This window comes from Candidatus Accumulibacter contiguus (assembly GCF_036625285.1).
Classification (GTDB): Bacteria; Pseudomonadota; Gammaproteobacteria; order Burkholderiales; family Rhodocyclaceae; genus Accumulibacter; species Accumulibacter contiguus.
In genome coordinates this window covers 766,723-791,049 of sequence record NZ_JAZKUC010000001.1, presented here as the reverse complement: position 1 = coordinate 791,049, position 24,327 = coordinate 766,723, and the positions used below count along the sequence as shown (strand labels likewise).

The 24,327-nt window shown below is 63.3% G+C and carries 25 protein-coding genes and 2 pseudogenes; 11 read left to right on the top strand and 16 right to left on the bottom strand.

From position 1 onward, the window contains the following. Positions 1-80 precede the first annotated feature (80 nt). Genes V5B59_RS03815 through amrB form a run of 4 tightly spaced genes read right to left on the bottom strand, consistent with a single transcriptional unit; the run spans position 81 to position 3,190 of the window. Positions 81-743 (bottom strand): hypothetical protein, encoded by a 663-nt coding sequence (locus V5B59_RS03815; RefSeq protein WP_138678972.1) that lies wholly within the window; start codon positions 741-743, stop codon positions 81-83. Then, positions 740-1,849: an AmmeMemoRadiSam system radical SAM enzyme gene (gene amrS, locus V5B59_RS03810; protein WP_138678971.1), complete on the bottom strand. Its 1,110-nt coding sequence runs from the start codon at positions 1,847-1,849 to the stop codon at positions 740-742. The genes V5B59_RS03815 and amrS overlap by 4 nt, the downstream gene beginning before the upstream one ends. Next, a complete protein-coding gene (amrA, locus tag V5B59_RS03805; protein WP_034909293.1) occupies positions 1,834-2,382 on the bottom strand; it encodes an AmmeMemoRadiSam system protein A in 549 nt (182 codons plus the stop codon). The genes amrS and amrA overlap by 16 nt, the downstream gene beginning before the upstream one ends. Beyond that, the gene (gene amrB / locus V5B59_RS03800) at positions 2,372-3,190 is read right to left on the bottom strand and encodes an AmmeMemoRadiSam system protein B (RefSeq protein WP_169070955.1); all 819 of its coding nucleotides are present in this window, start codon (positions 3,188-3,190) and stop codon (positions 2,372-2,374) included. The genes amrA and amrB overlap by 11 nt, the downstream gene beginning before the upstream one ends. A gap of 34 nt (positions 3,191-3,224) precedes the next feature. On the opposite strand from amrB, the gene ispD reads away from it, so the two are divergent. Beyond that, a complete protein-coding gene (gene ispD / locus V5B59_RS03795; protein ID WP_169070956.1) occupies positions 3,225-3,923 on the top strand; it encodes a 2-C-methyl-D-erythritol 4-phosphate cytidylyltransferase in 699 nt (232 codons plus the stop codon). Between the two features lie 115 nt (positions 3,924-4,038). Next, positions 4,039-4,521, top strand: coding sequence for a 2-C-methyl-D-erythritol 2,4-cyclodiphosphate synthase (gene ispF / locus V5B59_RS03790; RefSeq protein ID WP_169070957.1), 483 nt, complete (start codon positions 4,039-4,041; stop codon positions 4,519-4,521). A 93-nt stretch (positions 4,522-4,614) separates the two neighbouring features. On the opposite strand, the gene uvrB is transcribed toward ispF, so the two are convergent. Next, a complete protein-coding gene (gene uvrB / locus V5B59_RS03785; RefSeq protein ID WP_169070958.1) occupies positions 4,615-6,690 on the bottom strand; it encodes an excinuclease ABC subunit UvrB in 2,076 nt (691 codons plus the stop codon). Positions 6,691-6,866: 176 nt separating this feature from the next. On the opposite strand from uvrB, the gene V5B59_RS03780 reads away from it, so the two are divergent. After that, positions 6,867-8,069 carry an aromatic amino acid transaminase gene (locus tag V5B59_RS03780; protein ID WP_034909044.1) on the top strand — a complete coding sequence of 401 codons (1,203 nt, stop codon included), beginning with the start codon at positions 6,867-6,869 and terminating at the stop codon, positions 8,067-8,069. A 6-nt stretch (positions 8,070-8,075) separates the two neighbouring features. On the opposite strand, the gene V5B59_RS03775 is transcribed toward V5B59_RS03780, so the two are convergent. From V5B59_RS03775 to V5B59_RS03765, 3 genes are all read right to left on the bottom strand, one after another. Continuing rightward, positions 8,076-9,941, bottom strand: coding sequence for an AsmA-like C-terminal region-containing protein (locus V5B59_RS03775; RefSeq protein ID WP_169070959.1), 1,866 nt, complete (start codon positions 9,939-9,941; stop codon positions 8,076-8,078). Positions 9,942-10,296: 355 nt separating this feature from the next. Continuing rightward, positions 10,297-10,635, bottom strand: a complete 339-nt coding sequence (locus V5B59_RS03770) for a hypothetical protein (RefSeq protein WP_034909042.1) — start codon at positions 10,633-10,635, stop codon at positions 10,297-10,299. A 134-nt stretch (positions 10,636-10,769) separates the two neighbouring features. Continuing rightward, entirely contained in the window at positions 10,770-11,798 is a 1,029-nt protein-coding gene (locus V5B59_RS03765; protein WP_169070960.1) for a PstS family phosphate ABC transporter substrate-binding protein, read from the bottom strand. 237 nt (positions 11,799-12,035) lie between these two features. Here V5B59_RS03765 and V5B59_RS03760 point away from each other — a divergent pair. Beyond that, a pseudogene (locus tag V5B59_RS03760) lies at positions 12,036-12,789 on the top strand (SDR family oxidoreductase). A 12-nt stretch (positions 12,790-12,801) separates the two neighbouring features. Next, complete coding sequence (locus tag V5B59_RS03755; protein ID WP_332351599.1) at positions 12,802-13,662, top strand: pyruvate, water dikinase regulatory protein; 861 nt, start codon at positions 12,802-12,804, stop codon at positions 13,660-13,662. Between the two features lie 54 nt (positions 13,663-13,716). Here V5B59_RS03755 and V5B59_RS03750 read toward each other — a convergent pair whose 3' ends face one another. From V5B59_RS03750 to V5B59_RS03715, 8 genes and pseudogenes are all read right to left on the bottom strand, one after another. Next, positions 13,717-14,037, bottom strand: a complete 321-nt coding sequence (locus tag V5B59_RS03750; RefSeq protein ID WP_169070962.1) for an AzlD domain-containing protein — start codon at positions 14,035-14,037, stop codon at positions 13,717-13,719. Then, positions 14,034-14,746: pseudogene (locus tag V5B59_RS03745) on the bottom strand (AzlC family ABC transporter permease). The gene V5B59_RS03750 and the pseudogene V5B59_RS03745 overlap by 4 nt, the downstream one beginning before the upstream one ends. Positions 14,747-14,784: 38 nt before the next feature. Continuing rightward, positions 14,785-15,729 carry a metal ABC transporter substrate-binding protein gene (locus V5B59_RS03740; protein WP_211203442.1) on the bottom strand — a complete coding sequence of 315 codons (945 nt, stop codon included), beginning with the start codon at positions 15,727-15,729 and terminating at the stop codon, positions 14,785-14,787. An 18-nt stretch (positions 15,730-15,747) separates the two neighbouring features. Then, positions 15,748-16,629 carry a metal ABC transporter permease gene (locus V5B59_RS03735; RefSeq protein ID WP_034914801.1) on the bottom strand — a complete coding sequence of 294 codons (882 nt, stop codon included), beginning with the start codon at positions 16,627-16,629 and terminating at the stop codon, positions 15,748-15,750. Continuing rightward, the gene (locus V5B59_RS03730; protein ID WP_211203443.1) at positions 16,626-17,423 is read right to left on the bottom strand and encodes a metal ABC transporter ATP-binding protein; all 798 of its coding nucleotides are present in this window, start codon (positions 17,421-17,423) and stop codon (positions 16,626-16,628) included. The genes V5B59_RS03735 and V5B59_RS03730 overlap by 4 nt, the downstream gene beginning before the upstream one ends. Continuing rightward, the gene (locus tag V5B59_RS03725) at positions 17,420-17,563 is read right to left on the bottom strand and encodes a hypothetical protein (protein ID WP_169070963.1); all 144 of its coding nucleotides are present in this window, start codon (positions 17,561-17,563) and stop codon (positions 17,420-17,422) included. Before V5B59_RS03725 ends, V5B59_RS03730 begins: the two co-directional genes overlap by 4 nt. A gap of 106 nt (positions 17,564-17,669) precedes the next feature. Next, on the bottom strand, positions 17,670-17,867 hold the full coding sequence (locus V5B59_RS03720) for a zf-HC2 domain-containing protein (RefSeq protein ID WP_248594935.1): 198 nt from the start codon (positions 17,865-17,867) through the stop codon (positions 17,670-17,672). Further along, positions 17,867-18,517 carry a sigma-70 family RNA polymerase sigma factor gene (locus V5B59_RS03715; protein ID WP_169070964.1) on the bottom strand — a complete coding sequence of 217 codons (651 nt, stop codon included), beginning with the start codon at positions 18,515-18,517 and terminating at the stop codon, positions 17,867-17,869. The genes V5B59_RS03720 and V5B59_RS03715 overlap by 1 nt, the downstream gene beginning before the upstream one ends. Before the next feature lie 324 nt (positions 18,518-18,841). Between V5B59_RS03715 and ald the strand changes: the two genes are divergently transcribed. From ald to V5B59_RS03685, 6 genes are all read left to right on the top strand, one after another. Next, on the top strand, positions 18,842-19,960 hold the full coding sequence (gene ald / locus V5B59_RS03710) for an alanine dehydrogenase (protein ID WP_169070965.1): 1,119 nt from the start codon (positions 18,842-18,844) through the stop codon (positions 19,958-19,960). Positions 19,961-20,070: 110 nt separating this feature from the next. Then, positions 20,071-20,454, top strand: coding sequence for a DUF6394 family protein (locus tag V5B59_RS03705; RefSeq protein WP_034919202.1), 384 nt, complete (start codon positions 20,071-20,073; stop codon positions 20,452-20,454). Positions 20,455-20,467: 13 nt separating this feature from the next. Beyond that, a complete protein-coding gene (locus V5B59_RS03700) occupies positions 20,468-22,276 on the top strand; it encodes a potassium channel family protein (protein WP_169070966.1) in 1,809 nt (602 codons plus the stop codon). Next, positions 22,251-23,081, top strand: coding sequence for an oxygenase MpaB family protein (locus tag V5B59_RS03695; RefSeq protein WP_248594936.1), 831 nt, complete (start codon positions 22,251-22,253; stop codon positions 23,079-23,081). The genes V5B59_RS03700 and V5B59_RS03695 overlap by 26 nt, the downstream gene beginning before the upstream one ends. A 74-nt stretch (positions 23,082-23,155) precedes the next feature. Continuing rightward, entirely contained in the window at positions 23,156-23,443 is a 288-nt protein-coding gene (locus V5B59_RS03690) for a putative quinol monooxygenase (RefSeq protein WP_034919966.1), read from the top strand. A gap of 1 nt (position 23,444) precedes the next feature. Beyond that, positions 23,445-24,293, top strand: coding sequence for an alpha/beta hydrolase (locus V5B59_RS03685; protein WP_169070967.1), 849 nt, complete (start codon positions 23,445-23,447; stop codon positions 24,291-24,293). Positions 24,294-24,327 lie beyond the last annotated feature (34 nt).

The following is a 24,327-nucleotide window of genomic DNA, read 5'->3' as shown; positions in this document are numbered from 1 at the left end:
GTAACCCGACAACCCTGAGCAAGGCAGGTCGGGTTACGCCTTGCGGGCCAATCCGATCTACCAGGAAACCCGTAGCCTGGTCAGACCAGTTTGGGCAGGTGCTGGAAGAACCAGTGCACCGTCTCGCGGGCGACGAACCCGAGAGCGGTGGCCGAGTCTGGCGAGGCGGCCGGCAGCAGTTTCAGCTCCTGGCGACAGGCCAACTCGCGCAGGGCGCGCCGATTGCTTGCCGTCACCCGCTCGTCCTCCTCGCTGACGAGAACGAGCAGCGGTGCGGCGAGCGAGCGCAGGTAGAGCATGCCGGCCAGATCGATCAGGCCACCGCGGCAGACGACGGCGAAGATGTCATGGTCGCGCAGGGCGGCAACGCGCAGTGCCACCGGCGAGCAATCGCCGGCGGCGCAAAGGCCGATCGGCAGTGTCGGCAGTTCGCTCAGCAGCATTCCTTGCTTGATCAGCGCCAGCGCATCGAGCAGGCGTTTGGCGAGCAGCGGGACATTGTGGTGAATGTCGGCGAAGCGTTCTTCGGCGTGCGTCAGCAGATCAAGCGTCAGCGTGCCGATGCCGGCGTGCTGGAGGACCACCGCGAGAGCATCGTCGCGCGCCTCGGGATTCTCGCCGGCATGCGTCAGCACGACCAGTGCCGACAAGCGTGCCGGCAGGGTCAGCAAGCCTTGCAGCGAAGCATGTCCGGAGGGGATGGCGATCGGTGTATCACCCGGAAAATTGATCGCTTCGTTCACCGCCGCTCCAGCCGCACCGGCACACGACGTGCTCCGAAAGGCTTCCCGAAACGGGTGAAGTGGCCGGCAATCAGGGTTCCGCAGTGGGGACAGCGGCCATCGGCCGGCAGGTCGTAATGCCGGATGTTGTACCAGTCGCGCTCGATCAGCGCGGCCTGGCAAGACGGGCAGAAGGTGGTACCGCCTTCGCTGTCGTGCACATTGCCGGTGTACACGTAGTGCAGACCGGCGTCGATGGCGATGCGCCGCGCCTGGGTCAGCGTCGCAGGCGGGGTTGGGGGCAGGTCGCTCATTTTCCAGTCGGGATGGAAGGCGGTGAAGTGCAACGGGACTTCTGGCCCCAGTTCGCGTGCCACCCAGTCGGCGAGCGCCTGGATTTCGCCGGCGGAATCGTTCTTGCCCGGAATCAGCAGGGTGGTGATTTCGAGCCAGCACTTCGTCTGGTGATGGATGTAGGCGAGGATGTCGAGTACCGGTTGCAGGTGGCCACCGCAGAGCTTGAAGTAGAAATCGTCGGTAAAGGCCTTGAGATCGACGTTGGCGGCGTCCAGCACGGCGTAGAACTCGCGCGCCGGTTCGGGATGGATGTAGCCGGCAGTGACGGCCACCGTTCTGACGCCGCGTTCATGGCAGGCCAGCGCGGTGTCGATCGCGTATTCGGCGAAGATCACCGGGTCATTGTAGGTGAAGGCCACCGACTGGGCGCCGTAGGCGACCGCTGCGGCGGCGATGCCCTCGGGAGTGGCGGCGTCGAGCAGCCGGTCCATGTCTTTCGACTTCGAGATGTCCCAGTTCTGGCAGAATTTGCAGGCGAGATTGCAACCGGCGGTGCCGAAGGAGAGAATCGACGAGCCGGGATAGAAGTGGTTGAGCGGCTTCTTTTCGATCGGGTCGATGCAGAAGCCCGACGAACGCCCGTAGGTGGTCAGCACCATCTGACCGCCGAGGTTCTGACGAACGAAGCAGGCGCCGCGCTGCCCATCATGCAGCTTGCAGTCACGCGGACAGAGATCGCACTGAATGCGTTCGTCTTCGATGGCATGCCACCAGCGACCTGGATGCGCCGATTCCGGCACTTTGGGGGAATGGTCTAGTTCTCTTTCCATTTTCGTACTCCATAACGTGCAAGGGCGAGCTGCTCGTGCCAGAAGTCGGCGGGCAGCCCGGCCTTGAGCTTCAGTTGCGCCAGGAACTGGCGTGGCTCGGGGAGCGACTCCCAGACCTGCGGCAGGAAGGTCGCGCGCCGCCTGCCATAGCGGACGACCAGACCGTCGATGCCGGGTCGCAGACGCGCCAGCGCGTCTGCCTCGCTGCTGACGGCGAAGGGCTCGGGCGGCGTCAGTAGCGAGACTTCGACGCGCGTGCGGGCAAACTCCGCCGGACTCAGGGGCGCAAAGCGCGAATCACGAAAGGCTGCGGCGACGGCGTTTTCAGCGACGTCGGTGGCAAGTGGCCGCTGCGCTTCGAGGCTGCCGATACAACCGCGCAACTGACCGTTCTGGGTGAGGGTGACAAAGGTCGCTCCCGGCTCGGCAAGTTCCGGGAGCGGACTGACGGCCTGCGCGGCCAGTCCGAAACGCTCGGCGATGGCGTTGCGGGCGATCGTCAGCAAAGCGCTGCCCAGGGCGTCAGTGGGCATGTTCGGGCTCCGCGCTGAAACTGAAGGCGCCGTAGCCGACGACTCGCGACCGGTCGCCGGCGGTGTCGCCGGAATTGCGCAGGTCCAGCAGTTGCGCCCGCAGTCCGTGCCGGCGTGCGGCCAGCAACAGACCATTGACCGGTGTCGCGCCACACGCCTGCTGATGATCGAGGTGCGCATCGAGCGCGACGATGTGGCGTGCGGTGTTGCTGTCGGTTTCCCGGGCCAGCGCGTAGGGCAGGTAGTGCGAAAGATCGGAACTGATCACGATCAGCGTCTCGTCTCCTCCCCACAGGCATTCGAGTACTTCAGCCACCTCTGCTGCCGAAGCGCGGCCGACCGCGAGCGGCAGCAGCGTGAACCCGGAAAGCACCGTCTGCAGGAAAGGAAGCTGCACTTCCAGCGAGTGTTCAAGGGCATGTGCGGCGTCGCTGACGATGACCTGTGGCAATGGTTCGATGCTGGCCATGGCTTCCTGGTCGAGCTGGACGACGCCGAGCGGGGTGGCGAAGGCGCGGGAGGAGGGCAGCGCCAGCCCATCGACCGCGACCCGGTGGGTCGGTCCGAGCAGGATCACGCGGCGAATGCTCTCGCGCAGGTCCGCGAGCGGCGCATAGACGCTGGCCGCGACCGGACCCGAATAGACATAGCCGGCATGCGGGGCAATGATCGCCTTCGGGCGCAGGCCTGATGCCGGCGGTGTGTGGCTCAGCATTTGCTGGAGGTCGCGCGCCAGAGCCGAAGAGGATCCGGGGTAGAACATGCCGGCAACTGCGGCCGGACGGATTTGCGGTGTCGAATGGGTCATGTGCTTGCTCCTCGATACTGGTTAAAATTACGCCATGCAAAGCTACTACGCAATCGTCCCCGCTGCCGGTTCGGGATCGCGCTTTGGCGGCGAAACGCCCAAACAATATCAGATGCTTGCCGGACGACCATTGATCTATCACAGTCTTGCGGCACTCTCTCGCCATGCACGCATCGAGCGGGTCTGGGTGGTGCTGTCGCCAGAAGATAAATGGTGGCGACAGCACGATTGGACAAGTCTAGGCTATAAACTGGAAACCATTTTCTGTGGCGGTGCGACACGATCCGCCAGCGTCCGCAATGGCCTCGACGCTGCGGCGACGGCTGCCGACGACGAAGACTGGGTGCTGGTGCATGACGCCGCGCGTCCCTGTCTTTCGCAGGCGATGTTGACGGCCCTTTGCGATGAACTTGCCGGCGATCCCGTCGGCGGCCTTCTCGCGGTGCCGGTGGCGGACACGCTGAAACGCGCCGACGCCGAGCAGCGCGTGGCCGGTACCGAGCCGCGCGATGGCTTGTGGCAGGCGCAGACGCCGCAGATGTTTCGTTACGGCCTGCTGACCCGGGTTCTGACGGAACATCGCACCGGCACCGACGAAGCGTCGGCCGTGGAGGCCGCCGGTTTCCGGCCGAAACTGGTGCAGAGTGACGCCAGCAATCTCAAGGTCACCTATCCGGTCGATCTGCGACTGGCGGAACTGATCCTGCTGGCGAGGATGCAGGAGGGTCAATGATTAATGTGAAAGTCGCGTCAGCGACTCACGAATCTCCCCTCCCCCCTCGCGGGGGAGGGGTCGGGGGAGAGGGAAACGGTCATGACTTTCATGGTCGAAGGTGTCTGGAAAAGTCATGACCGTTCGCATCGGACAAGGTTGCGATATTCACGCGCTGGTTCCGGGACGCAAGCTGATCCTCGGCGGCGTCGACATTCCGCATGCCTGCGGCCTGCTCGGCCATTCCGACGCGGATGCGCTGCTGCACGCGATCACCGACGCACTGCTCGGCGCCGCTGCGCTGGGCGACATCGGCCGTCACTTTCCCGATACCGACGCCCGCTATCGGGGTGCCGACAGCCGGCAGTTGCTGCGCGCGACGCTTGCGCTGCTGGCGCAGGCCGGCTGGCAAATCGGCAATGTCGACGCAACGATCATCACTGAGCAGCCGAAGATGGCGCCGCACCTGCCGCAGATGGTCGCCAACATCGCTGCCGACCTGCAGGTGCCCGCAAGCTGTGTCAATGTCAAGGCCAAGACCGCCGAACGGCTGGGCTTTGTCGGCCGCGGCGAGGGCATCGCCACCGAGGCGGTGGTGCTGATCTGCCGGGGGGCTTGAGGGTTTCTCCGCACGGCTGGTTCCGATCCCCCTACGCCATATCCCATCAAGCCTGTCCCATTAAGCATCCACTCATCGAAGGGGTCACGAGGGTCAAGGCGGCGCCGGGGGCTCCGCACCGCTGATCCCGAACACTTGTTTGCGGATCCGGAACAATTCGTCGCGCGCGGCGGCGGCTTTCTCGAATTCGAGGTTCCTGGCGTACTCGAGCATCTCCTTTTCCAGGCGTCGCAGTTCGCGTGCCAGTTGCTTTTCGCTCATCGCTTCGTAGTTGGCCTGCTGCTGCGCCGCCTTGAGGTCGCGCTGTGCGTTCTCGGTATCATAGACCCCGTCGATGATGTCGATGACGCGCTTGCTGATTCCCTTGGGAACGATGCCATTGGCTTCGTTGAAAGCGAGCTGTTTGAGCCGCCGTCGTTCGGTTTCGGCGATCGCGCGCTGCATTGAGCCGGTTACCCTGTCGGCGTAGAGGATGGCGGTACCATGCAGGTGGCGGGCGGCGCGGCCGATGGTCTGAATCAGCGAGCGCTCGGAACGTAGGAAACCTTCCTTGTCGGCGTCGAGGATCGCCACCAGCGAGACTTCGGGAATGTCCAGGCCTTCACGCAGCAGGTTGATGCCGACCAGAACGTCGAATCGGGCGAGGCGCAGATCGCGAATGATCTCGACGCGCTCGACGGTATCGACATCCGAATGCAGATAACGCACCCGCACCTCGTGTTCGTTGAGGTAGTCGGTGAGATCTTCGGCCATGCGCTTGGTCAGCGTGGTGACCAGCACCCGCTCTGCCTGTGCGACGCGCAGTCGGATCTCCGACAGCAGGTCGTCGACCTGGGTCGAGGCGGGGCGAACGATGAGTATCGGGTCGACCAGCCCGGTCGGACGGACGAGCTGCTCGACAACCTGTCCCTGATGTGTCGTTTCGTAGTCGGCAGGGGTGGCCGAAACGAAGATCGTCTGCCGCATCAGGGCTTCGAACTCGGCGAACTTCAGCGGCCGGTTGTCGAGTGCCGACGGCAGACGGAATCCGTAATTGACGAGGTTCTCCTTGCGCGAGCGGTCGCCCTTGTACATGCCGCCGACCTGCGAAACCGAGACATGGGACTCGTCGATGAACATCAGCGCATCGGCAGCCAGATAGTCGATCAGGGTGGGCGGGGGTTCACCGGCCTGGCGTCCCGAGAGATGCCGGGAATAGTTCTCGATCCCCTTGCAGAAACCGACCTGATCGAGCATTTCGAGGTCGAAACGGGTGCGCTGCTCGATGCGCTGCGCCTCGAGCAGGCGATTTTCGGCGTTGAAGAAAGCAATCCGCTCAAGGAGTTCGCCCTTGATCGCCTCGATCGCCCGCAACACCGTTTCGCGCGGGGTGACGTAGTGCGACGATGGGAAAACCGTGAAGCGCAGCAGCCGGGCTTGCAGATGACCGGTCAAGGGGTCGAAAAGCTGCAGGCCTTCGATCTCGTCGTCGAACAGCGAGATCCGGATCGCCTGTTCGGCGTGTTCAGCGGGGAATACGTCGATGGTGTCGCCGCGAACGCGAAAGGTGCCGCGGTGAAAGTCGGTCTCATTGCGCTCGTACTGCATGTCGGCAAGGCTTTTGATCAGCTCGCGCTGACCGATGCGATCGCCGACGCGCATGATCAGGATCATCTTGCTGTACTCGTCGCGGTCACCGAGGCCATAAATGCACGAGACGGTGGCAACGATCACGCAATCACGGCGTTCGAGCAGGCTCTTGGTGGCGGACAGGCGCATCTGCTCGATGTGCTCGTTGATCGACGAATCCTTTTCGATGAACAGGTCGCGTGCCGGAACATAAGCCTCGGGCTGGTAGTAGTCGTAATAGGAAACAAAATACTCGACCGCGTTGTCGGGAAAGAACTCGCGGAATTCGGCATAGAGCTGTGCAGCGAGCGTCTTGTTGGGTGCCAGCACCAGCGCCGGACGGCCGGTTCGCGCGATGACGTTGGCCATGGTGTAGGTCTTGCCCGAGCCGGTGACGCCGAGCAGGGTCTGGAACGAGAGCCCATCCTGCAGTCCCTCGACCAGCTGGTCAATTGCCGCCGGTTGATCACCAGCCGGCAGGAAGGGCTGGTAGAGACGAAACGGGCTGCCCTCGAAGGTGACGAAGGGCGGCTTTTGAGGAGAACTTGCTCGATCTGGCATGCTAGAATTCTACGTTGTTTCGCGACAGACCGGCGCCGGGAACGAAAACGGCAGTCGGGCAATCTGTCCCGCGGACCAGATTGCGCCTCCGGTGAATGAAGTCAGCCATGCACAACCGGTTTCGTCCAGGCGCAACGGACCCATTCTGACCAACTGAGCAACTGAGGAAAAACTGCATGACCGCTTCGATTTTCGCTGCCGTGGAAATGGCCCCACGCGATCCCATTCTCGGCCTTACCGAGTCATTCAACGCCGACGCCCGCTCGACCAAGGTCAATCTCGGCGTTGGCGTGTACCTCGACGGCAGCGGCAAGGTTCCCCTGCTTTCTGCGGTCAAGCTGGCCGAAAAGGCCCGTCTGGAAGCCATGCCGCCGCGTGCCTATCAGCCGATCGACGGTCTTGCCGCCTACAACCAGATCGTACAGAAGCTGCTTTTCGGCGCCGACTCGGCACTCCTCGCGGATGGGCGTGTGCTCACCATCGAAGCGCTGGGCGGCACCGGCGCGCTCAAGGTCGGTGCCGACTATCTACGGCGACTGCTGCCCGACGCCACGGTGTACCTCAGTGATCCGAGCTGGGAAAATCATCGCGCACTTTTCGAGAATGCAGGCTTCACGGTGGCGACCTATCCCTACTACGATCCGGCGACGCGTGCCGTCAATTTCGCCGCCATGCAGGCTGGACTGAATGCCTTGCCGGCGGGTTCGATCGTCGTTCTGCATGCCTGTTGCCATAATCCGACCGGCGCGGATCTCGACGCAGCACAGTGGCGCCAAGTCATCGACGTGCTCAGCGCACGTGGCCTCCTGGCCTTCGTCGACATCGCCTATCAGGGTTTTGCCGACGGCCTCGAAGAGGATGCACTGGCGCTCCGGCTGTTTGCCGAGTCCGGCCTGCAGTTCCTCGTGGCGAGTTCGTTTTCAAAATCGTTCTCGCTGTACGGAGAGCGCGTCGGCGCCCTGTCGGTGGTCACCGCCAACCGGGATGAAACGGCGCGCGTGCTGTCACAGATCAAGCGCATCGTCCGCACCAACTACTCCAGCCCGCCGACGCATGGCGGTGCCATCGTTGCTGCGGTATTGTCCAGTCCGGAACTGCACCAGATGTGGGAAGAGGAACTGGCAGAAATGCGCGGGCGAATCCGCGCCATGCGCATCAGCCTGGTGGACAAGCTGCGGGGCAGGGGAGTCAGCCAGGACTACTCCTTTGTCATCCGGCAGCGGGGGATGTTCTCCTATACTGGGCTGAGCGTCGAGCAGGTCGACCGCATGCGCGAGGAATTCGGCATCTACGCCGTGAGCACCGGTCGAATCTGCCTGGCAGCGCTGAATACGCACAACATCGACTACGTGGCTGACGCCATCGCGGCCGTTCTTTAACGGCGATCAGCGCTTGGCCGTCTGCGTCAGCGGCGACTTGAGGGGGCCGCTGATCAGGATCAGCCGGCTGCTGTGATCGGCCTGGCCGCGCATCAGAACGTCCATCCTGCCGCGCAACTGCAGATTGCGGCTCAGTTCGATCTGCCCGCTAGACTGCATCAATCCGGCATTCAGCAGCAGGCGCGAAAAGAGGAAAGCGTTTGGCGTTACCGTGATGGCGCCGGACAATTCCTCGAAACGGGTCCAGCCGCCCAGCGTAGCGGGCGCAGCCGATGCCCGGCGTACCGCCTCGGGAAGATCGATGCCACCCAGTCTGCCGCGATGCATGGTGAAGTTTCCATTGGCCTGGAGAGCGGCAGGCAGACCCGGCCAACTGGCCGAGTTTGCCGAGAATTTCAGCTTGCCATTGGTCTCGCCTTCGAATTGCCCCCCAATTCCCAGGGCTTCGCCGAGCTTCCGGGCATTGATCCGCTCGAACGACAGTTCACCAGCAATGGCCGCTTGCTGTCCATCACGCAGTATCACCGCTGCGCGTACCAGGCCATCGAAAATCCGCGACTCGAAGCTGTCGATGACCCAATCGCTTCCTTCGATTGTGCCCTTCACGTTCAAGGAATCAAACAGATACGGCGAACCCTGCGCTACCCGCCAGGCGATCGCATCGATCTGAACCGCGACCCCGCGCTCGCCCGGGTTGAGCTTCAGCTGCAGGCTGCGGTCTTGCGAGCGCAGCGAGATCGATTCCAGGAGGTGATCGGCAGAGAGTTCGCACTGGCCATCCATTTCGCCAATGACCAGTTCGGCGAACGAGAATGCCGCATTCCTGAGCGTGACGCGCAGCACGCCGGCCCGGGCTGACTTGCTTTGGGCAGAAGCAAGCATCCGCGACAGATTCGCGACCGCATTCGCTGACAGCCTGAGGTCGCTCAGCTCTACCTCCTTGAAGAGAATCTTGTCTGCCCGCAGCGTTAGCAGTGCGGGCTGCAGCCGGACCTCGGCGATCTGAACCCTGTCGTCTCCCTCACCGAGACGTACATTGCCGAGCAGCATGCCCGGCCGCGGGTAGAAGCTGACATGCATGCGATCGATTTTGGCAGGCTGCCCGGTGCTTTGCGCCAGGCTGGCTTCCACTTCCGGCAGGTAGTTGGCGTAGGGAAAGAACAGCGCCAGAAGAAAGAGCAGGGCACAGAGCAACAATCCCCCCAGCAGCAGGCTCAGCGACCAGGTCAGCGACCAACGCGGGCGGCTACGCCGGATCGGTTTGAGATCCGGCTGGTCGTCAGCAGTGGCGGGCCTGGTGATGGCCTTCAGACGATCCATCAGGGATGGTCTCGGAACCGCTACGTCGGCTGTTTCCAGCAGCGCCGCTGTGGCTTCCCGGTTCAACGGTATGGCCGCGCCGGAATGCAGACCACCACTCAGTGAAGGCTGGGGCGTGAGCAGGCCCGAGGAGTGCGAAAGTCGGCCTTCCCGATTTTCCGGAAATGGAATGATCCGGCTTTTCTGAGCATCCGAGAGGGGTGGCTGGGCCGGCGCTGCCGGCGGCTTCTCGCCAAAGGTGGAGAATTCGGAGACTACGCGGATGGCCGTTGCCACGACGCCTGTGGGCGAGTCCTTGGCGTGCCGCCAGACCGAGTTTTTCTCGACTCGTCGCTCGATGAAACCATCGTTTTCCAGTTCGAGCAGCGCGTTCTGGGTGATCGGTGCATTGCCGGTCTTTTCGCACAACTCGGCAACTGTGGCGTTGCCATCGACGAGAATGAGGACCATCCGGATGTTTCTCTGGACGACCCGCGTTCGTTGCAGCATCGCTTCCTCACCGGCCGGTGTCTTGGCGAAAACCAGATTGGCATCGAGCAGATCAGGGTCCATTTTCTTGGCAGGGCCGTAGGATCAAGGAATGGTTCAGCAGTGGGCAAGATCGAATTGTGCGCCTTGTCGGCGGGTGGGAAAAGCGGTGACGATGTGGGTTGCCGGTTTCACCTTGATAGCATAACCGGCCTGGCCCATCCCTGCACGACAAATTGCCTGCTTGTGAATCGTGCGTGTAGCGTTGGCCAGACCGGCAGGCGGGCTGGCCGTTCACTCCGGCAGCGGCGCTGGGCGGTAATGAACGGCCAGCCAGACGCCAGAAGTCAAACGCACTCCGCCTCGCCGGTGTGGGCGAGGCGGAGTGGGATCCTTTGCAACAGTGTGAGCAATGTGCGGAGCCGCCCGGCGCTGCCAGCTATTCGTTTTCTCCGGTCGCAGGTTCCGGAGCGATGACGTCGCGGATCGCAGTCTTCAGCTCGCTGCGGTCGAGATGGACGAGCAGCAGCAGACCGGCGCGAACGAGTTCTTCCTTGCTGGCGGAGACGCCCTTGCGCGCCAGTTGCTTTTTCAGCTTGGAGAGTTCGAGGAATTCGCTTTTCGTCAGGCGTATCTTGCAGCGAACCGTTTTTGCGGTTTGTTTCCCTTTTTTCCGGGTCGGCTTCTCGGCAGTTTTTCCGGCGAGCCTTCTGAGTTTGAGTTCGTGTGCGGCGGCGGCAATCGGGTCATCGCCGGGAAGTGTGGCTGATGCGGACATTCAAATCTCCGTGACAGGATGCAACAGAAGCGGTTCAAGGGGCAACGGGGGCGCTGGATTGGCCAAAGGCTGTCCGGCGCCTCGTCGCGGGAGGGTGTTTTCTCCGGAGGGAGGCTCCGGAGTGGTGGCGATGCTCAGGAACCGTGCATCAAAGCTTCGAGCAACTTGCGCATGTCCTCGGGCCGCGGGCGGGCCTTGTTCTCGCCGCCATAGACGCTGCCGACTTTCCTGGCAGTGACCCGTTCGAGGTTCTCGCCATATGCCCGTGCCGGCAGGGGCAGATAGTTCGCTTCCACGACCAGACGGGCAGCATTCTTCATGCAGAAGTCGATGAAATCCTTGACCGCGGGTTTTTCGAGCGATTTTTCATTGACATAGAGGAAGACTGGACGCGACAGCGGCTGATAGCTGCCGTTGCGAATGTTGGCGACCGTCGGCAGGACGGCATCCTTGCCGTCACTGATCGCCACAGCCTTCAGCTTCTTCTCGTTTTCGACGTAGTAGTCGAGGCTCAGATAGCCCAGTGCGTCCTTGTCGTCGGCGATCCGCTGCGCCAGCACGGCGTGGTCTTCGGCGGTGTTGACGTCGCTGCGGCTGGACTTGGAGGCGCCAACGACGACTTCGGTGAAGGATTCAAAAGTTCCCGAATCGGCGCCTGGGGCATAGAGATTGATCTTCTGGGCCGGCCATGCCGGGTTGAGATCCTTCCAGGTGTTGATCCGACCCTTCGCGCCCGGTTCCCAGAGTTTTCTCAGCTCGGCGACGCTCAGACTGTTGACGAAAGTATTCTGCGGATTGACCACCACGGTCAGCGCATCGTAGGCTATTGGCATTTCGTAGAAGCGGACGCCGGCTTTGGCGCATTCGTCCATTTCCTTCTTCAGGATCGGCCTCGAGGCGTTCGAGACGTCGGTCTCGCCGCGGCAGAACTTCGCGAAACCGGCGCTGGTTCCGGAAACGCCGATATTGACGTGCACCTCGTGCAGTTTGGCCCGCTGGAAATCCTGGGCAACCGCCTCGGTGATCGGATAGACCGTGCTCGAACCGTCGATCCTGACCACAGGTGCAGCGCCAATGGCCAGCGGACTGAAAGCCAGGGCAGCAGCAAAAGCGACTGCGGGAAAAAACGAAGTTGCAGCTGAGTCTGACAGATCGCGCTTCATGGGAAGTCTCCGTGACTAGAATTGATCGAAACGACACCGAGATTATGTGACAGATTTGTGACGGATTGATGACGGAGCGTCGCTGCATCCGCCTGGTACCGCCAGGCGAACGACGACCGTCCTGTCCGCGGCTCCGCCCACACGCGCGCGCGACGAGCCGTTTGCGTACCGGCACGCATCGCCCGATAATGCGCACTGGCGCCGGGTCGACAGGCCGGCAGAACTTGGGAGCGTGTGATGGATCTGTGGGCATGTCCGGCGGTAGTCACCGGAGCGGCATCGGGCCTGGGTGCCGAAACGGCGCGCTATCTCACCGAGGCGGGTGCCAAGGTGACGGTGATCGACATCGACGCCGATGGCGTCCAGAAACTTGCCGACGAGATTGGCGCGCTATGCCATTCCCTGTGACGTCGCCGATGCGCTGTCGGCGGAAAAGGCGATCGCCATGGCGCGCGCGGCGCATGGCGCGGCGCGCGTGCTGGTGCACTGCGTCGGCCGCGGCCACTGCAAGCCGATCGTCGGCGCCGATGGGCCGATGCCGCTGGAGGATTTCCGCCAGCTCGTCGAGGTTAACCTGATTTCGACCTTCAACATGATGCGGCTCGCCGCCGCCGACATGGCGGGCCTGCAGCCGCTGGCCAACGGCGAGCGCGGCGTCATCCTGTCGACGGCGTCGGTCTCGGCCTACGAAGGACAGAGCGGCGAGGCCGCGTACGCCGCCTCGAAGGGCGGCGTCGTCAGCATGATCCTGCCGGCGGCCCGCGAACTCGGTCCCCTGGGTATCCGCGTCGTCGGCATCGCGCCTGGTCTGTTCGGCACGCAGACCCTGTTCGATATGGAAAAGAACCTCGACTCGCGGCTGGCGAGGCAGATCCCGTTTCCACACCGCTTCGGCGACCCTGCCGAGTTCGCGATGCTGGTTTTGCATGTCCTCAAGAATGTCATGATCAACGGCAGCGTGCTGCGCCTCGACGGCGGCTACCACCGCTGAGAGGGCGGCGTGATGGCGAAGGAGAAGGGAAAGGACAAGGCGAAGGCGGCGCAGACCAGGACCATCGTCCTGCATCTCGTCTCGCATGCCTCGGGCGAGCTGGTCGAGATGCTGGCGCGCAACGCCGTCAACCAGCTCGATGGACTCGAGGTGAAACGCCGGCTGTGGAAGATGGTCCGCCGCCTCGACCAGGTTCCCGAGATCCTCGGCGTACTCGCGAGTTCGCCGGGCTATGTCCTGCACAGCATCAGCCACAGCGATGTCCGCGCGGCACTCGAGGAGGGCTGTCACCGGCTCGACATCCCTTGCCAGTTTGCCCTCGAACCGCTGATCGGCCGGCTCGCCGAGTACTCCGGCGCCACGGTGCAGTTCCACAACAGTTCGGGCGACGCCTTTGACGAGGACTACTACCGTCGCGTCGAGGCCATGAAGTACACCCTGGCCCACGACGACGGCATCGGCAGCGATGATCTCGAGGGTGCCGACGTGATCATCGTCGGGGTTTCGCGGGCGACCAAGACGCCGACCTGCATGTATCTCGCCTCGCGCGGCATCAAGGCCGCCAATGTGCCGCTGGTGCCGGGAGCGCCGCCACCGCTCGCGCTCTTACGTGCAAGCAAGCCGCTGATCGTCGGGCTGACCGTCGATCCGGTGCGGCTGGCGATGGTCCGCGCAGCCCGCCTGACGGCGCTGCAGGACGACGCCAATACCGATTACGCCGATTACGATGGCCTGCGCAAGGAAGTGCTCGAAGCGCGTCGCCTGTTCATCCGGCGCGGCTGGCCGATCATCGATGCCAGCCATCGCTCGATCGAGCAGACCGCGTCAATGATCATCGAGATGCTGCGCAAGCGGGCGGGCGAGGGGCAGTAGCACGCGGCCTGATCGGGCAGTGATGTGCGCGATTTGCAGCCGGTTCTTCCCGAGCTAGAGGAAGAATCGATGCACAAAGAACGCCGCAAGGCCGATGGCTATCGTCGCCAACAGATTGCGCGTGAGAATTCCGGCAGCCAGGCTGAGCAGCGCGGCGACCAGGTAGGGATTGGCAAACGAAACCTGCCACTCGTCGTTCGGCAACAAGACGGCGGGTACGGTGATCGCCGTCAGCACCGCCGGCGGGATGAACTTGAGCGAGACTTCGAGCCACGGCGCCAGGCGAATCCGGTCCGCCACCGCGAACAGAAAATAGCGGATGCCGAAGGTCACGATCCCCATCCCGACAAGCATCCAGACTTCAGCGCTGCTCATCGCCGCTGCTCCTCCCGGCGCGCGTCGATGATGCGCTGCGCCAGCAGGCCCGAGGCGATGCCGGCGAAAGCGGAAACGACGATCCCGAGCTTGTAGGGCATCGCCAGCGTGAGCAGCGACGCCGCCCCGGCCGTGAGAACGAGACCAGGACCGGAATGGTTTTGACAAAAGGGATGATCATTCCGATGAAGGTCACCGGCATCGCCACATCGAGTCCCCAGCTCTGGGCGTCGGGAATGCGGTTGCCGAGCACCAGGCCGAGAAAGCACCAGAATTGCCAGTTGAGATACATGGCGATCGACGAGCCGAGCTGGTACCAGTGCTTGCAAGGCGAAGAATCGCTCCTCTGGAAGCGGTGCACGGTCACCGCGAAGGTTTCGTCGGTCAGCCAGAACGCCAGCGGAATTCGCCATCGTTGCGGCAGATCCTTGAGATACGGGAGGAGGGTGGCGCTGTAGAGCATGTGGCGCAGATTGACGATCAGCGTCGTCAGCACGATGATCGCGACCGGAGTCTGGGCGGCGACCAGCCCGACGGCGATGAACTGCGACGAACCGGCGAAAACCAGCGCCGACATCAGGATTGCCGCCGTCATCGACAGACCCGAGGTGGCAGCGATGGCGCCGTAAATCAGCCCGAACGGCAGCGCCCCGAGCAGCAGCGGCAGCGTATCTCGGATTCCCGAGAGGAATTCGTGCCGTTTGATGATTTCCGGCTCGATTCGATTCATGGTTTCCTTCCAGGCACTCAGTCAGCCAGTGCCGCCGCCAGCGTCTTGGCGTTCTGCCGCATCATGCCGAGATAGCTGTCGGCCGTGCTGCCGGGTTTCGCCAGCGAGTCGGAGTACAGCGTGCCGCCGATGCGCGCACCCGATTCATGGCTGATGCGTTCGAGCAGGCGCGGGTCGGCGATGTTTTCGATGAACATCGCCTTGATCTTTTCCTTGCGGATCTGCCGGATGATCGCGCCGACCTCGCCGGCCGACGGCTCGGCATCGGTGCTGACGCCGACCGGGGCGATGAAGTGGATCCCGTAGGCGCGGCCGAAGTAGGCGAAAGCGTCGTGTGAGCTGACGACTTTGCGCCTGTCGGCCGGCAGGGCACTGAAGGTGGCGCGGATTTCGCCGTCGAGAGTCGCCATCGCCTGCTCCAGGCGGGCTGCGTTGGCCTGATAGATGCTGCGGTTTGGCGGGTCTGCATCGCCGAGTGCTGCGCTGATGTTGGCGACGTAGCGGCGAGCGTTGGCGAGATCCTGCCAGGCATGCGGGTCGAGGCCACCGGTATGCTGGTGATGGTCCACCTGCTTGCCGGCATGCGCCGATGGCTGGCGCAGTGCGTTGATCCCCTGGCTGGCGACGAGCAGCGTGCCGCGATAGCCGGATGACTGGATCAGGCGATCGATCCAGCCTTCGAAACCGAGCCCATTGACGATCACCAGCCGGGCCCGGGAAAGTGTCCTGGCGTCGGCAGGCGTCGGTTGATAGACATGCGCATCGGCGCCGGGTCCGACCAGGCTGTGCACCTGCACGCGGTCACCTCCGATCCGCTGTGTCAGATCAGCGAGGATGCTGAAGCTGACGACCACCGGCAGCGCTTCGGCGGCCGCTGCCCGGCTGTTCAGTACAAGGCTGGAGATACTCAGCAGTAAGATCACGGCGAGTCGGTACGGCATGCTCAGAATGGCTTCGCGCATCGGATTCCTCATCAGGGTTCAGCGTTCGAAATGCCAATCCGGCCGCCAGTGGCTGGCCAGCGGCCCGAGTGGTCCGACCACCATCGACAGCAGGTAGATGGCGCCGAGCGTCAGCACGATGGCCGGCCCGGCCGGCAGATTGGCGTAATACGACAGCAGCAGGCCGATCAGCGACCCGAAAAAAGCGGCCAGTACGGCGATCAGCAGCAGTGGGCCGAGCGTGCACACCCACAGGCGTGCCGCGGCCGCTGGCAGAATCATGATTCCCACCGCCATCAGCGTACCCAGCGCATGAAATCCAGCTACCAAGTTGAGCACCAGCAGGATCATGAAACCGTAGTGGGCAAGCGGTGCGAGGCGGCTGATGCGCGCCAGGAAAGCCGGATCACAGCCTTCGAGTGCGAACAGGCGCAGCCCGATTGCGAGCACGACCACCGATAGCGTAGCGAAACCGGCGAGCAGGAACAGTGCTGCATCGTCAAGCGCGAGCACGCTGCCGAAGAGGACATGCAGCAGATCGACGCTGCTGCCGCGCAGCGAGATGATCAGCACACCGGCGGAAAGCGAGAGCAGGTAGAAGGTCGCCAGGCTGGCATCCTCCTTGATCACCGTATTGCGCGCCACGCCGCCGGCCAGCACCGCCACTGCCAGACCGGCGACCAGGCCGCCGAGGGTCATCGCCGGTAGCGACAGGCCGGCGATCAGGTAACCGATGGCGGCACCCGGCAGGATCGCGTGCGACATCGCATCACCGGCCAGACTCATGCGGCGCAACATCAGGAAGACGCCAACCGGCGTCGCGCCGAGCGACAGCGCCAGGCAACCCGCCAGCGCCCGGCGCATGAAGCCGAACTCGATGAACGGCGAGAACAGTGGCAACGACGAGAGCGTTTCGGTCATGCACCAAGCCGATCGCTGTGACAGATCGCGGCGTGTGCCTCTTCGCCGCGGCCTTCGGCGAGCTGGCGAGCGCGCAAGAGGTTGGCTTCGCTGAGCACGCTCACGGTGTCGCCACGCGCGACGACTTCACGCGCCAGCAACAGCGTTTCCGGGTACTCCTGGCGAACATGTTCGAGATCGTGCAGGACGGCGATCACCGTTCTTCCCTCGCTGTGCCAGTGGCGCACCAGCGCCGCCAGGTCACGCACGCTGGCCGCGTCGATCGCTCCGTAGGGTTCGTCGAGCAGCACCAGCGGCGCATCCTGGAGCAGTACCCTGGCAAACAGCGCGCGTTGCAACTGGCCGCCAGAGAGCGAGCCAATCGGGCGCCCTTCGAGTCCGCTCAGACCGACACTGGCGATCGCCGTTTCGATGCGTGCGCGGCGCGCGCGGTCGAGGCCGGAAAAAGCGCCGATTTCGCGCCACAAACCCATCGCCACGAAGTCATGAACAATGATCGGGAAGCTCGTATCGAGCGTCGCCTGTTGCGTCAGGTAGGCGATCTGCCGGCGCTGCAGGCCGTTCCGGTCGATCCGCCCCTGCAGAGGTCGCAGTTCGCCGGCGATACCCTTGAGCAGCGTTGACTTGCCGGCACCGTTGGGGCCGACGATGGCCAGCAGACTGCCGGCAGCGACTTCGCCGCGCAGGTGGTGCACGGCTGGATGCCGGTTGTAGCCGAGCGTCAGGTTGTCAAAGCAGATCTGCACTTCGGCGGGTCGTGGCGAGAGTGGGTAAAGCGGTCGGGCAGCGTTCAATCGAGTGCCCAGAAAACGGTCATCCACAGCAGCAGCAGCGCAGCGATGGCCCACAACAGGCGTGTCGCGGCGCTGCTGCAGAGCACCGGATCGAGTTTCGGGATGCTAGCCAAGGGAGTGGAATGGGTGGGAATGGACATCAGGGAATCGTGCCGGCAGGAATAGTGGCTGGTCGAGGGCGGTGGCGAAGCGCGAATCTTGCCGCGTTCGGCCGCCAAATGCAACACTGTTGCAGAAACGGGTGTTTCAGATCGGCGGTGGCGGGGTGATATCGTCGGCAGCCAGCGGTTGCTGACACGCCTGCCGGAGGAAGGTCAGTTGCTTGTGGTAGTTGCGGCAGCCGACACAGATCAGCTTGTGCAGCCGCAGTGCAAAGCGATCGCTGCCGGCGAGATCGCGGTCCATTTCTTCCGACATCAGCCGGATGGCTTCCTTGCAGTTCATCAGCAGGCCCGATCTCCGTTCGCGAACCATTTTTGCTCGAGGCACAAGCGCAGCCCCATGCGTGCCCGGTGCAGAATCACCCAGCAGTTGTTGCTGCTCATCGACAGTTCCTCGCAAATCTCCCCGGTCTCCAGGCCAAGCATCTCGCGCATCATGAAGACACGCGCAGTCGCTGCCGGCAGGTGGTTCAGGCAGCTATCGAAGACCGCCCAGAAACGCTGGTTCTCAAAGCATTTTTCCGGGTCTCCCCAGTCCGCAGGGCGGGCATCGCGTTGCCAGTGGCCGTTGGCGGTGAACAGCGGGTCGAAATCGCTTTCATCGATCTCTTCTTCGGGCTCCTGGTAGCTCGGCTCGCGAATGCGTCGCCGGATGATGTCGACGATCTTGTTCTTGAGAATCGAAAAGACCCAGGTTCTGAGCTTGGCCCGCTCACCGAAACGGTCGGCCCCCTGCAAGGCGGCGAGCATGGCTTCCTGCACCGCATCCTCGGCGCTGGCCTGGTCACGCAACTGCAGCACCGCAAAGCGCAGCATCTCGCGCCGAAAACCGGTCAGTTCAGCAGCAATGCCCGCTGCCGCCGGCGGCAAGGTCCGGCTCCTGGCTCTGGGTGATGGTGTTTGATCGGCACTGTCGCCGGCGTTCGCGATCATGCGCTCGAACCGTCAGCAAAGGAGAAAGGGAGTCTGGCAAGAATCATGGCTCTCGGAAAACGATCGGCATGTCGGGAGCGCCGCCAGGGAGGGTGCAGGGGCGGCTGCCTCGAGCAGCACCCTGACAGTGTATACGCAAGCGGACGAGGGTGCGAACGAAAGTGTTAGCCGAAGTATGCATCGCGGGCCGGTTGCGGCGGCGCGGAGCAGTGCTCCGCGAAACCCCGCCTTCGCCTCCGCGAAGGGGAGGGCAGGATTCGTGAGTCATTGACGCGACTTTCATATTAAGATGAGCAGCCCGCAACCACTGGTAAGGAGACAGAGATGCACATCGGCGTACCCAGAGAAATCAAGAACCACGAATATCGTGTGGGCCTGACCCCGTCATCGGTTCGGGAAATGGTCGCCCATGGCCATCAGGTGACCGTCGAAACCGGCGCCGGCAAAGGCATTGGCGCCACCGACGAGGTCTACCAGAAAGCCGGTGCGCTCATCGCGCCCAGCGCTGCGGAGATCTTTGCCCGTGCCGAAATGATCGTCAAGGTCAAGGAGCCACAGGCTGGCGAGCGCGCGATGCTGCGCGAGGGCCAGATTCTCTACACCTACCTGCATCTCGCACCCGATCCCGCGCAGTGTGCCGATCTGGTCAAGGGCGGTGCCGTCTGCATCGCCTATGAAACCGTCACCCAGCCCGGCGGCGGTCTGCCATTGCTGGCGCCGATGTCGGAAGTCGCTGGCCGCCTTTCGGTTCAGGCCGGCGCCTACTGCCTCGAAAAGGCGCACGGTGGCATGGGCGTCCTGCTCGGCGGCGTCGCCGGGGTCCCGTCGGCCAGAATCGTCATCCTCGGCGGCGGTGTCGTCGGCTCGAATGCGGCACAGGTCGCCGTCGGCAGCGGCGCCCAGGTGGTGGTCATCGACCGCAACATCGACGTGCTGCGGCGCATGGACCGCCTGCTCGGCGCACGCGTGATCACCGTCTTTTCCAACCGGGACAACGTCGAGCAGCATGTGTTGCGTGCCGATCTGGTGATCGGCGGCGTACTGATTCCCGGTGCCGCAGCGCCCAAGCTGGTCACCCGCCAGATGGTCGACGCCATGAAGCCGGGTTCGGTGATCGTCGATGTCGCGATCGACCAGGGCGGTTGCTGCGAGACGGCCAAGGCCACGACGCATGCCGACCCGACCTATATGGTCGGCAATGTCGTGCACTACTGCGTTGCCAACATGCCGGGCGGCGTACCGCGCACTTCGACCTACGCGCTCAACAACGCGACCCTGCCTTTCGCGCTGCAGATCGCCGACAAGGGCTGGCGGCAGGCACTGCTGGACAACGAACACCTGCGCAATGGTCTCAACGTCGCCTTCGGCAAGGTCACCTGCCGCGAGGTTGCCGAAGACTTGAACTATGAATATCATGATGCGCTGTCGGTGATTGCCGGCTGAGGTTCAGCCAGACCGCGGCCGTCTCATTCCCAGATCTCGGCGACATCTGCCTCGGCGGTCGCCGTGATCTCAAACCTATCGGCGCAACGGCAGCCGGCCTGGATGGGGTCATGAATCTCGAGAAAGTGGTTTTCGGTTTCTTCATCGTTCTGGCTGCAACGCTGAACTTCGGTTTCTTCATCGGCGACATCGACCAACCGAAGCACCATCATATCTACGAGCTGTTCGCCGCAATCGTCGTCAACCTGATTGCCACGGTCCTGAAATTCGGTGATCGCACGCAGATCGGTGCGGTGCACCTGTCGACCAGCCTGGTTGCCGACCTGCAACTGGTGGCGGCGGCCTGCGTCTGGGGCGTCGCGGCGCATGTCACCGGCGAAGGCATGTCGCCGGACGTCACCATCAGCGTGGTTTCGCTGAGCGGTGGCGCGCTCTTTGCCAATGTCGTCTCGGTGATCCTGCTGATCGCCGAAACCGTGATGCTGCGTCGCTGAACTGCATCCCACGATGAATGCCAGCGTCTTCTTCCTCGCCTTGCGGCGGATGCGGGCGCCGCTGATCGTGCTGATCGTCATTTATGCGCTGTCTACGCTCGGCCTGACGCTGATTCCCGGCATCGACGCGGAAGGGCGGCCGGCGCCACCGATGAGCTTCTTTCACGCTTTCTACTTCGTCAGCTACACCGCCAGCACGATCGGCTTCGGCGAGCTGCCCGGCGCGTTTTCCGAAGCGCAGCGGATGTGGGTGACGGTGGTGATCTTCCTCTCGGTGATCGGCTGGTCGTACTCGATCATCAGCCTGCTGGCGCTGATCCAGGACCGGGGTTTTCAGCAGGTGTTGCTGACCGGTCGATTCGTTCGCCAGGTCAGGCAGCTTGGCGAACCCTTCTATATCCTCTGTGGCTGCGGCGAGACCGGCTTGCTGATTGCGCGCGCGCTCGACCGCGACGGCATCCGCGTGGTGACCATCGAACGCAGTGAGGCGCGCATCCAGGAACTCGAACTCGAAGACTTCTCTGCCGACATCCTTGCCCTCTGTGCCGACGCGGCGCAGCCGCAACAGTTGCTGATGGCCGGCCTCAAGCACCGCAGTTGTCGCGGCGTGCTGGCGATCACCGATGACGATGCGGCGAATCTCGCGGTGGCGATCGCCAGTCGCCTGATCAATCCGCGCCTGATGGTCGTCGCGCGTGTCGCGAGCCCGTCGATCGAGGCCAACATGATGTCGTTCGGAACGCATTACGTAGTCAATCATTTCGAGAAATTCGCCGACTATCTGGCACAGGCAATCCATTCCCCGAACTGGTACCGTCTCGTCGATCTGCTCACCGGCCTGCCGGGTCAGGAACTCCCTGAACGACACGATCCTCCGGCCGGCGACTGGGTGATCTGCGGCTACGGTCGTTTCGGGCAGGCGGTGGTCCGCAATCTGGAGCGGCAGGGGGTGAGCCTGACGGTGATCGACCCCGACCCGAACTTGTCGAGCAGCGTCCATCACATCGTGGGTCAGGGCACAGAGGCCGAGCCGCTGCGCCGGGCAGGGATCGAAACTGCGGTTGGAATCGTCGCCGGCAGCGACCAAGACACCAATAACCTCTCGATCGCGATGACTGCCAAGGAGCTCAATCCGGACCTGTTCGTCGTCCTGCGCCAGAACCGGGTGGCCAATCAGGTGCTGTTCGACGCTTACAATGCCAATTTCATGATGGTGCCGTCGAAGATCGTCGCTCGCGAATGCCTGGCGCTGATCACCTCGCCCTTGCTGAGCCGCTTTTTCGGTCTGCTTCGCTGCTGGCCGGACGAGCGTGCGGCGGCGGTCGCCGGGCAACTCGAAGCGCTTTGTGGCGGGCGCGTGCCGCTGGTCTGGGGAGTCAGGCTGAATGCCGCCGAGGCGCCGGCGGTGCACCAGTGGCTGATGATGGAGCAGAAGCCGATGGCGCTTGGCCGCTTGCGCCAAGACCCGGCGGCGCGTGCAGAGACACTGCCGCTGGTGCCTTTGCTGCTGCTGCGCGACGGTCGTGACCACCAACAACCCGCAGACGAGATGCTCCTGCAGCCCGGCGACCACTTGCTGTTTGCCGGGACGCGCGCCGCCAAACTGGCGCAGAACCTCATTCTCGACAATCGGAATGTCCTCGGCTACGTGCTGACCGGCCAGGATGCGCAGGGCTGGTTATGGCGTTTGCTGAGCCGGTCCGGTCCGGCCGGCGAGGGTGGCATGCAACGATGTGCATCCAATTGCCAACGTGGCGCGTATCAAGGAAATACGAACAGGAACGACGGAAAGGGAAATGATGAACGGCAGCTTGGCACCTGACCCGCGACGCGATTGCCAGGAGATCGTTCGCCATCTGGCGACGCTGCTCTTCCCCTGGGATACCACACGCTCGCTCGAACTCGCGTTGTTCCGCACCTTTGCGTCGGCGCGCATCGGCGGTCTGCTGCATGCCACCGGCGAATTCGAAAAGCGCACCGAGAAGCGCTACGATGATACCGACCTGATCATCAGTGAAATCATCGAAAACGGTTTCGACAGCCCGCGCGGTGCCAGCGCCATCGCGCGCATGAATGCCCTGCATGGGCGCTTCAGGATCGCCAACGAAGATTTCCTGTACGTGCTGTCGACCTTCGTCTTCGAGCCGATTCGCTGGAATCAACGCTTCGGCTGGCGGCGCATGACCGAATTCGAGCAACAGGCATGGTTCTGGTTCTGGCGGAACCTCGGCGAACGGATGTTGATCCGCGATCTGCCCGACAGTCTGGGCGACTTCGAGCGTGCCAGCCGCGCCTACGAAGCGGCAAACTTCCGCTTCAGCAGTGCCAATCAGCAGGTGGCGCTGGCAACACGCGAACTCTTCGCCGGCTGGTTTCCCGGCGTTTTTCGCCCGCTCGTTCGCAGCAGCATTCACGCGCTGCTCGATCCGCCGCTGCTCAGCGCTTTTGGTCTGCAGCCGGCACCACGCTGGCTGGTATGGACTGCCGAGCATGCGCTGCGTTTGCGGGCCAGGGTATTGCGCTGGCTGCCACGCCGCCGGCGTCCGAAACTGCGCACGCAGATTCCGCGAGCCGATTATCCGCAGGGCTACCGCATTGAATCGCTCGGACCGCCCCCGCTGGGCTGAGTGGACGGCGACCCATGAAAAGGTGAGGAGCTGCTGCTGCCTCTTCTCAAGACGACCCATACAAGGAGGAGACGATGATCAGAATCATGGCCCGAATTACCGCCCGCTCCGGTAGAGAGAACGAACTGCGATCGGTATTGCAGGATTTGCTCGGCCCAAGCCGCCAGGAAAGCGGCTGCGTGAGCTACGAACTGTTCCAGAATCAGGATGATCCGCTCGAGTTCGTGACCGTCGAGCAGTGGGCCGATCAGGCCGTCGCTGACGCTCACCTGGCGAGCGCACATGTGGCCAAGGCAATCACGCTGGCGGGCGAACTGCTGGCGCAGCCTCCCCTGATCCATCGCTTCAGCCCGATCGCTTGACATGTACGAGGGAAGCATCAGCAATGCCAAGATCGGCGTCGACATCAACGCGCTGTGGCGGCGCGCGCTGACGCTCGTCGCCGCATTGGCCGGCAGTTCTTATCTGGCAGCGCTGGCCTGGATCTACTGCTACCAGGAAACCCTGATCTTTCAACCGGATCCGCTGCCGGCGACGTACCGCTTTGCGCTTGCCGAGGTGCACGAGGTCGACATCCCGGTCGCCGGCGCGACGCTCTCGGCGCTGCACTTGCAACTGCCGAATCCACGCGGAGTGGTTTTCTATCTGCATGGCAACAACGGCAATCTTGCGACCTGGTTCAGCAATGTCGAATTCTACCGGGAGGCCAACTATGATCTGTTCATGTTCGACTATCGCAGCTACGGCAAGAGCAGTGGCCGCATCGAGAGCGAGGCACAGCTTCGCGCCGACGTGCTGGCCGCCTGGCATTCCGTTGCCCCGCAATACGCCGGCAAGCGCAAGGTGATTTTCGGGCGCTCGCTCGGCACCGGGCTGGCTGCGGGCCTGGCGGCAGAGGTGCAGCCCGACCTGACGATCCTGGTCTCGCCGTATTGCAGCATGACCCAGCTCATGCATTCGCATTATCCGCTGCTACCGACCTGGTTGTTGCGTTACCCGCTGGCGACCTGCCAGGATGCCTCGCTGTTGCGCGCTCCATTGCTGCTGGTGCATGGCGAGCAGGATCGGCTGATTCCGGTCACGCATAGCGAACAACTGTTGTCCGTCGCACCGCAGGCGCGCCTGCTGCGACTGCCGGCGGCAGCACACGATGATGTCCATCGCTTCAGCGCCTACACTGAACAACTACTCGCAGCGCTGCAAACACTTTGACGGTCATGACTTTTCCAGGCACCCCCGATCATGA

Excerpts from the sequence above, each read along its gene's own strand:
- amrS (WP_138678971.1), bottom strand. The coding sequence starts at position 1,849 with ATGGAAAGAGAACTAGACCATTCCCCCAAAGTGCCGGAATCGGCGCAT.
- amrA (WP_034909293.1), bottom strand. The coding sequence starts at position 2,382 with ATGCCCACTGACGCCCTGGGCAGCGCTTTGCTGACGATCGCCCGCAAC.
- amrB (WP_169070955.1), bottom strand. The coding sequence starts at position 3,190 with ATGACCCATTCGACACCGCAAATCCGTCCGGCCGCAGTTGCCGGCATG.
- ispD (WP_169070956.1), top strand. The coding sequence starts at position 3,225 with ATGCAAAGCTACTACGCAATCGTCCCCGCTGCCGGTTCGGGATCGCGC.
- ispF (WP_169070957.1), top strand. The coding sequence starts at position 4,039 with ATGACCGTTCGCATCGGACAAGGTTGCGATATTCACGCGCTGGTTCCG.
- uvrB (WP_169070958.1), bottom strand. The coding sequence starts at position 6,690 with ATGCCAGATCGAGCAAGTTCTCCTCAAAAGCCGCCCTTCGTCACCTTC.
- V5B59_RS03780 (WP_034909044.1), top strand. The coding sequence starts at position 6,867 with ATGACCGCTTCGATTTTCGCTGCCGTGGAAATGGCCCCACGCGATCCC.
- V5B59_RS03775 (WP_169070959.1), bottom strand. The coding sequence starts at position 9,941 with ATGGACCCTGATCTGCTCGATGCCAATCTGGTTTTCGCCAAGACACCG.
- V5B59_RS03770 (WP_034909042.1), bottom strand. The coding sequence starts at position 10,635 with ATGTCCGCATCAGCCACACTTCCCGGCGATGACCCGATTGCCGCCGCC.
- V5B59_RS03765 (WP_169070960.1), bottom strand. The coding sequence starts at position 11,798 with ATGAAGCGCGATCTGTCAGACTCAGCTGCAACTTCGTTTTTTCCCGCA.
- V5B59_RS03755 (WP_332351599.1), top strand. The coding sequence starts at position 12,802 with ATGGCGAAGGAGAAGGGAAAGGACAAGGCGAAGGCGGCGCAGACCAGG.
- V5B59_RS03750 (WP_169070962.1), bottom strand. The coding sequence starts at position 14,037 with ATGAGCAGCGCTGAAGTCTGGATGCTTGTCGGGATGGGGATCGTGACC.
- V5B59_RS03740 (WP_211203442.1), bottom strand. The coding sequence starts at position 15,729 with ATGCGCGAAGCCATTCTGAGCATGCCGTACCGACTCGCCGTGATCTTA.
- V5B59_RS03735 (WP_034914801.1), bottom strand. The coding sequence starts at position 16,629 with ATGACCGAAACGCTCTCGTCGTTGCCACTGTTCTCGCCGTTCATCGAG.
- V5B59_RS03725 (WP_169070963.1), bottom strand. The coding sequence starts at position 17,563 with ATGTCCATTCCCACCCATTCCACTCCCTTGGCTAGCATCCCGAAACTC.
- V5B59_RS03720 (WP_248594935.1), bottom strand. The coding sequence starts at position 17,867 with ATGAACTGCAAGGAAGCCATCCGGCTGATGTCGGAAGAAATGGACCGC.
- V5B59_RS03715 (WP_169070964.1), bottom strand. The coding sequence starts at position 18,517 with ATGATCGCGAACGCCGGCGACAGTGCCGATCAAACACCATCACCCAGA.
- ald (WP_169070965.1), top strand. The coding sequence starts at position 18,842 with ATGCACATCGGCGTACCCAGAGAAATCAAGAACCACGAATATCGTGTG.
- V5B59_RS03705 (WP_034919202.1), top strand. The coding sequence starts at position 20,071 with ATGAATCTCGAGAAAGTGGTTTTCGGTTTCTTCATCGTTCTGGCTGCA.
- V5B59_RS03700 (WP_169070966.1), top strand. The coding sequence starts at position 20,468 with ATGAATGCCAGCGTCTTCTTCCTCGCCTTGCGGCGGATGCGGGCGCCG.
- V5B59_RS03695 (WP_248594936.1), top strand. The coding sequence starts at position 22,251 with ATGATGAACGGCAGCTTGGCACCTGACCCGCGACGCGATTGCCAGGAG.
- V5B59_RS03690 (WP_034919966.1), top strand. The coding sequence starts at position 23,156 with ATGATCAGAATCATGGCCCGAATTACCGCCCGCTCCGGTAGAGAGAAC.
- V5B59_RS03685 (WP_169070967.1), top strand. The coding sequence starts at position 23,445 with ATGTACGAGGGAAGCATCAGCAATGCCAAGATCGGCGTCGACATCAAC.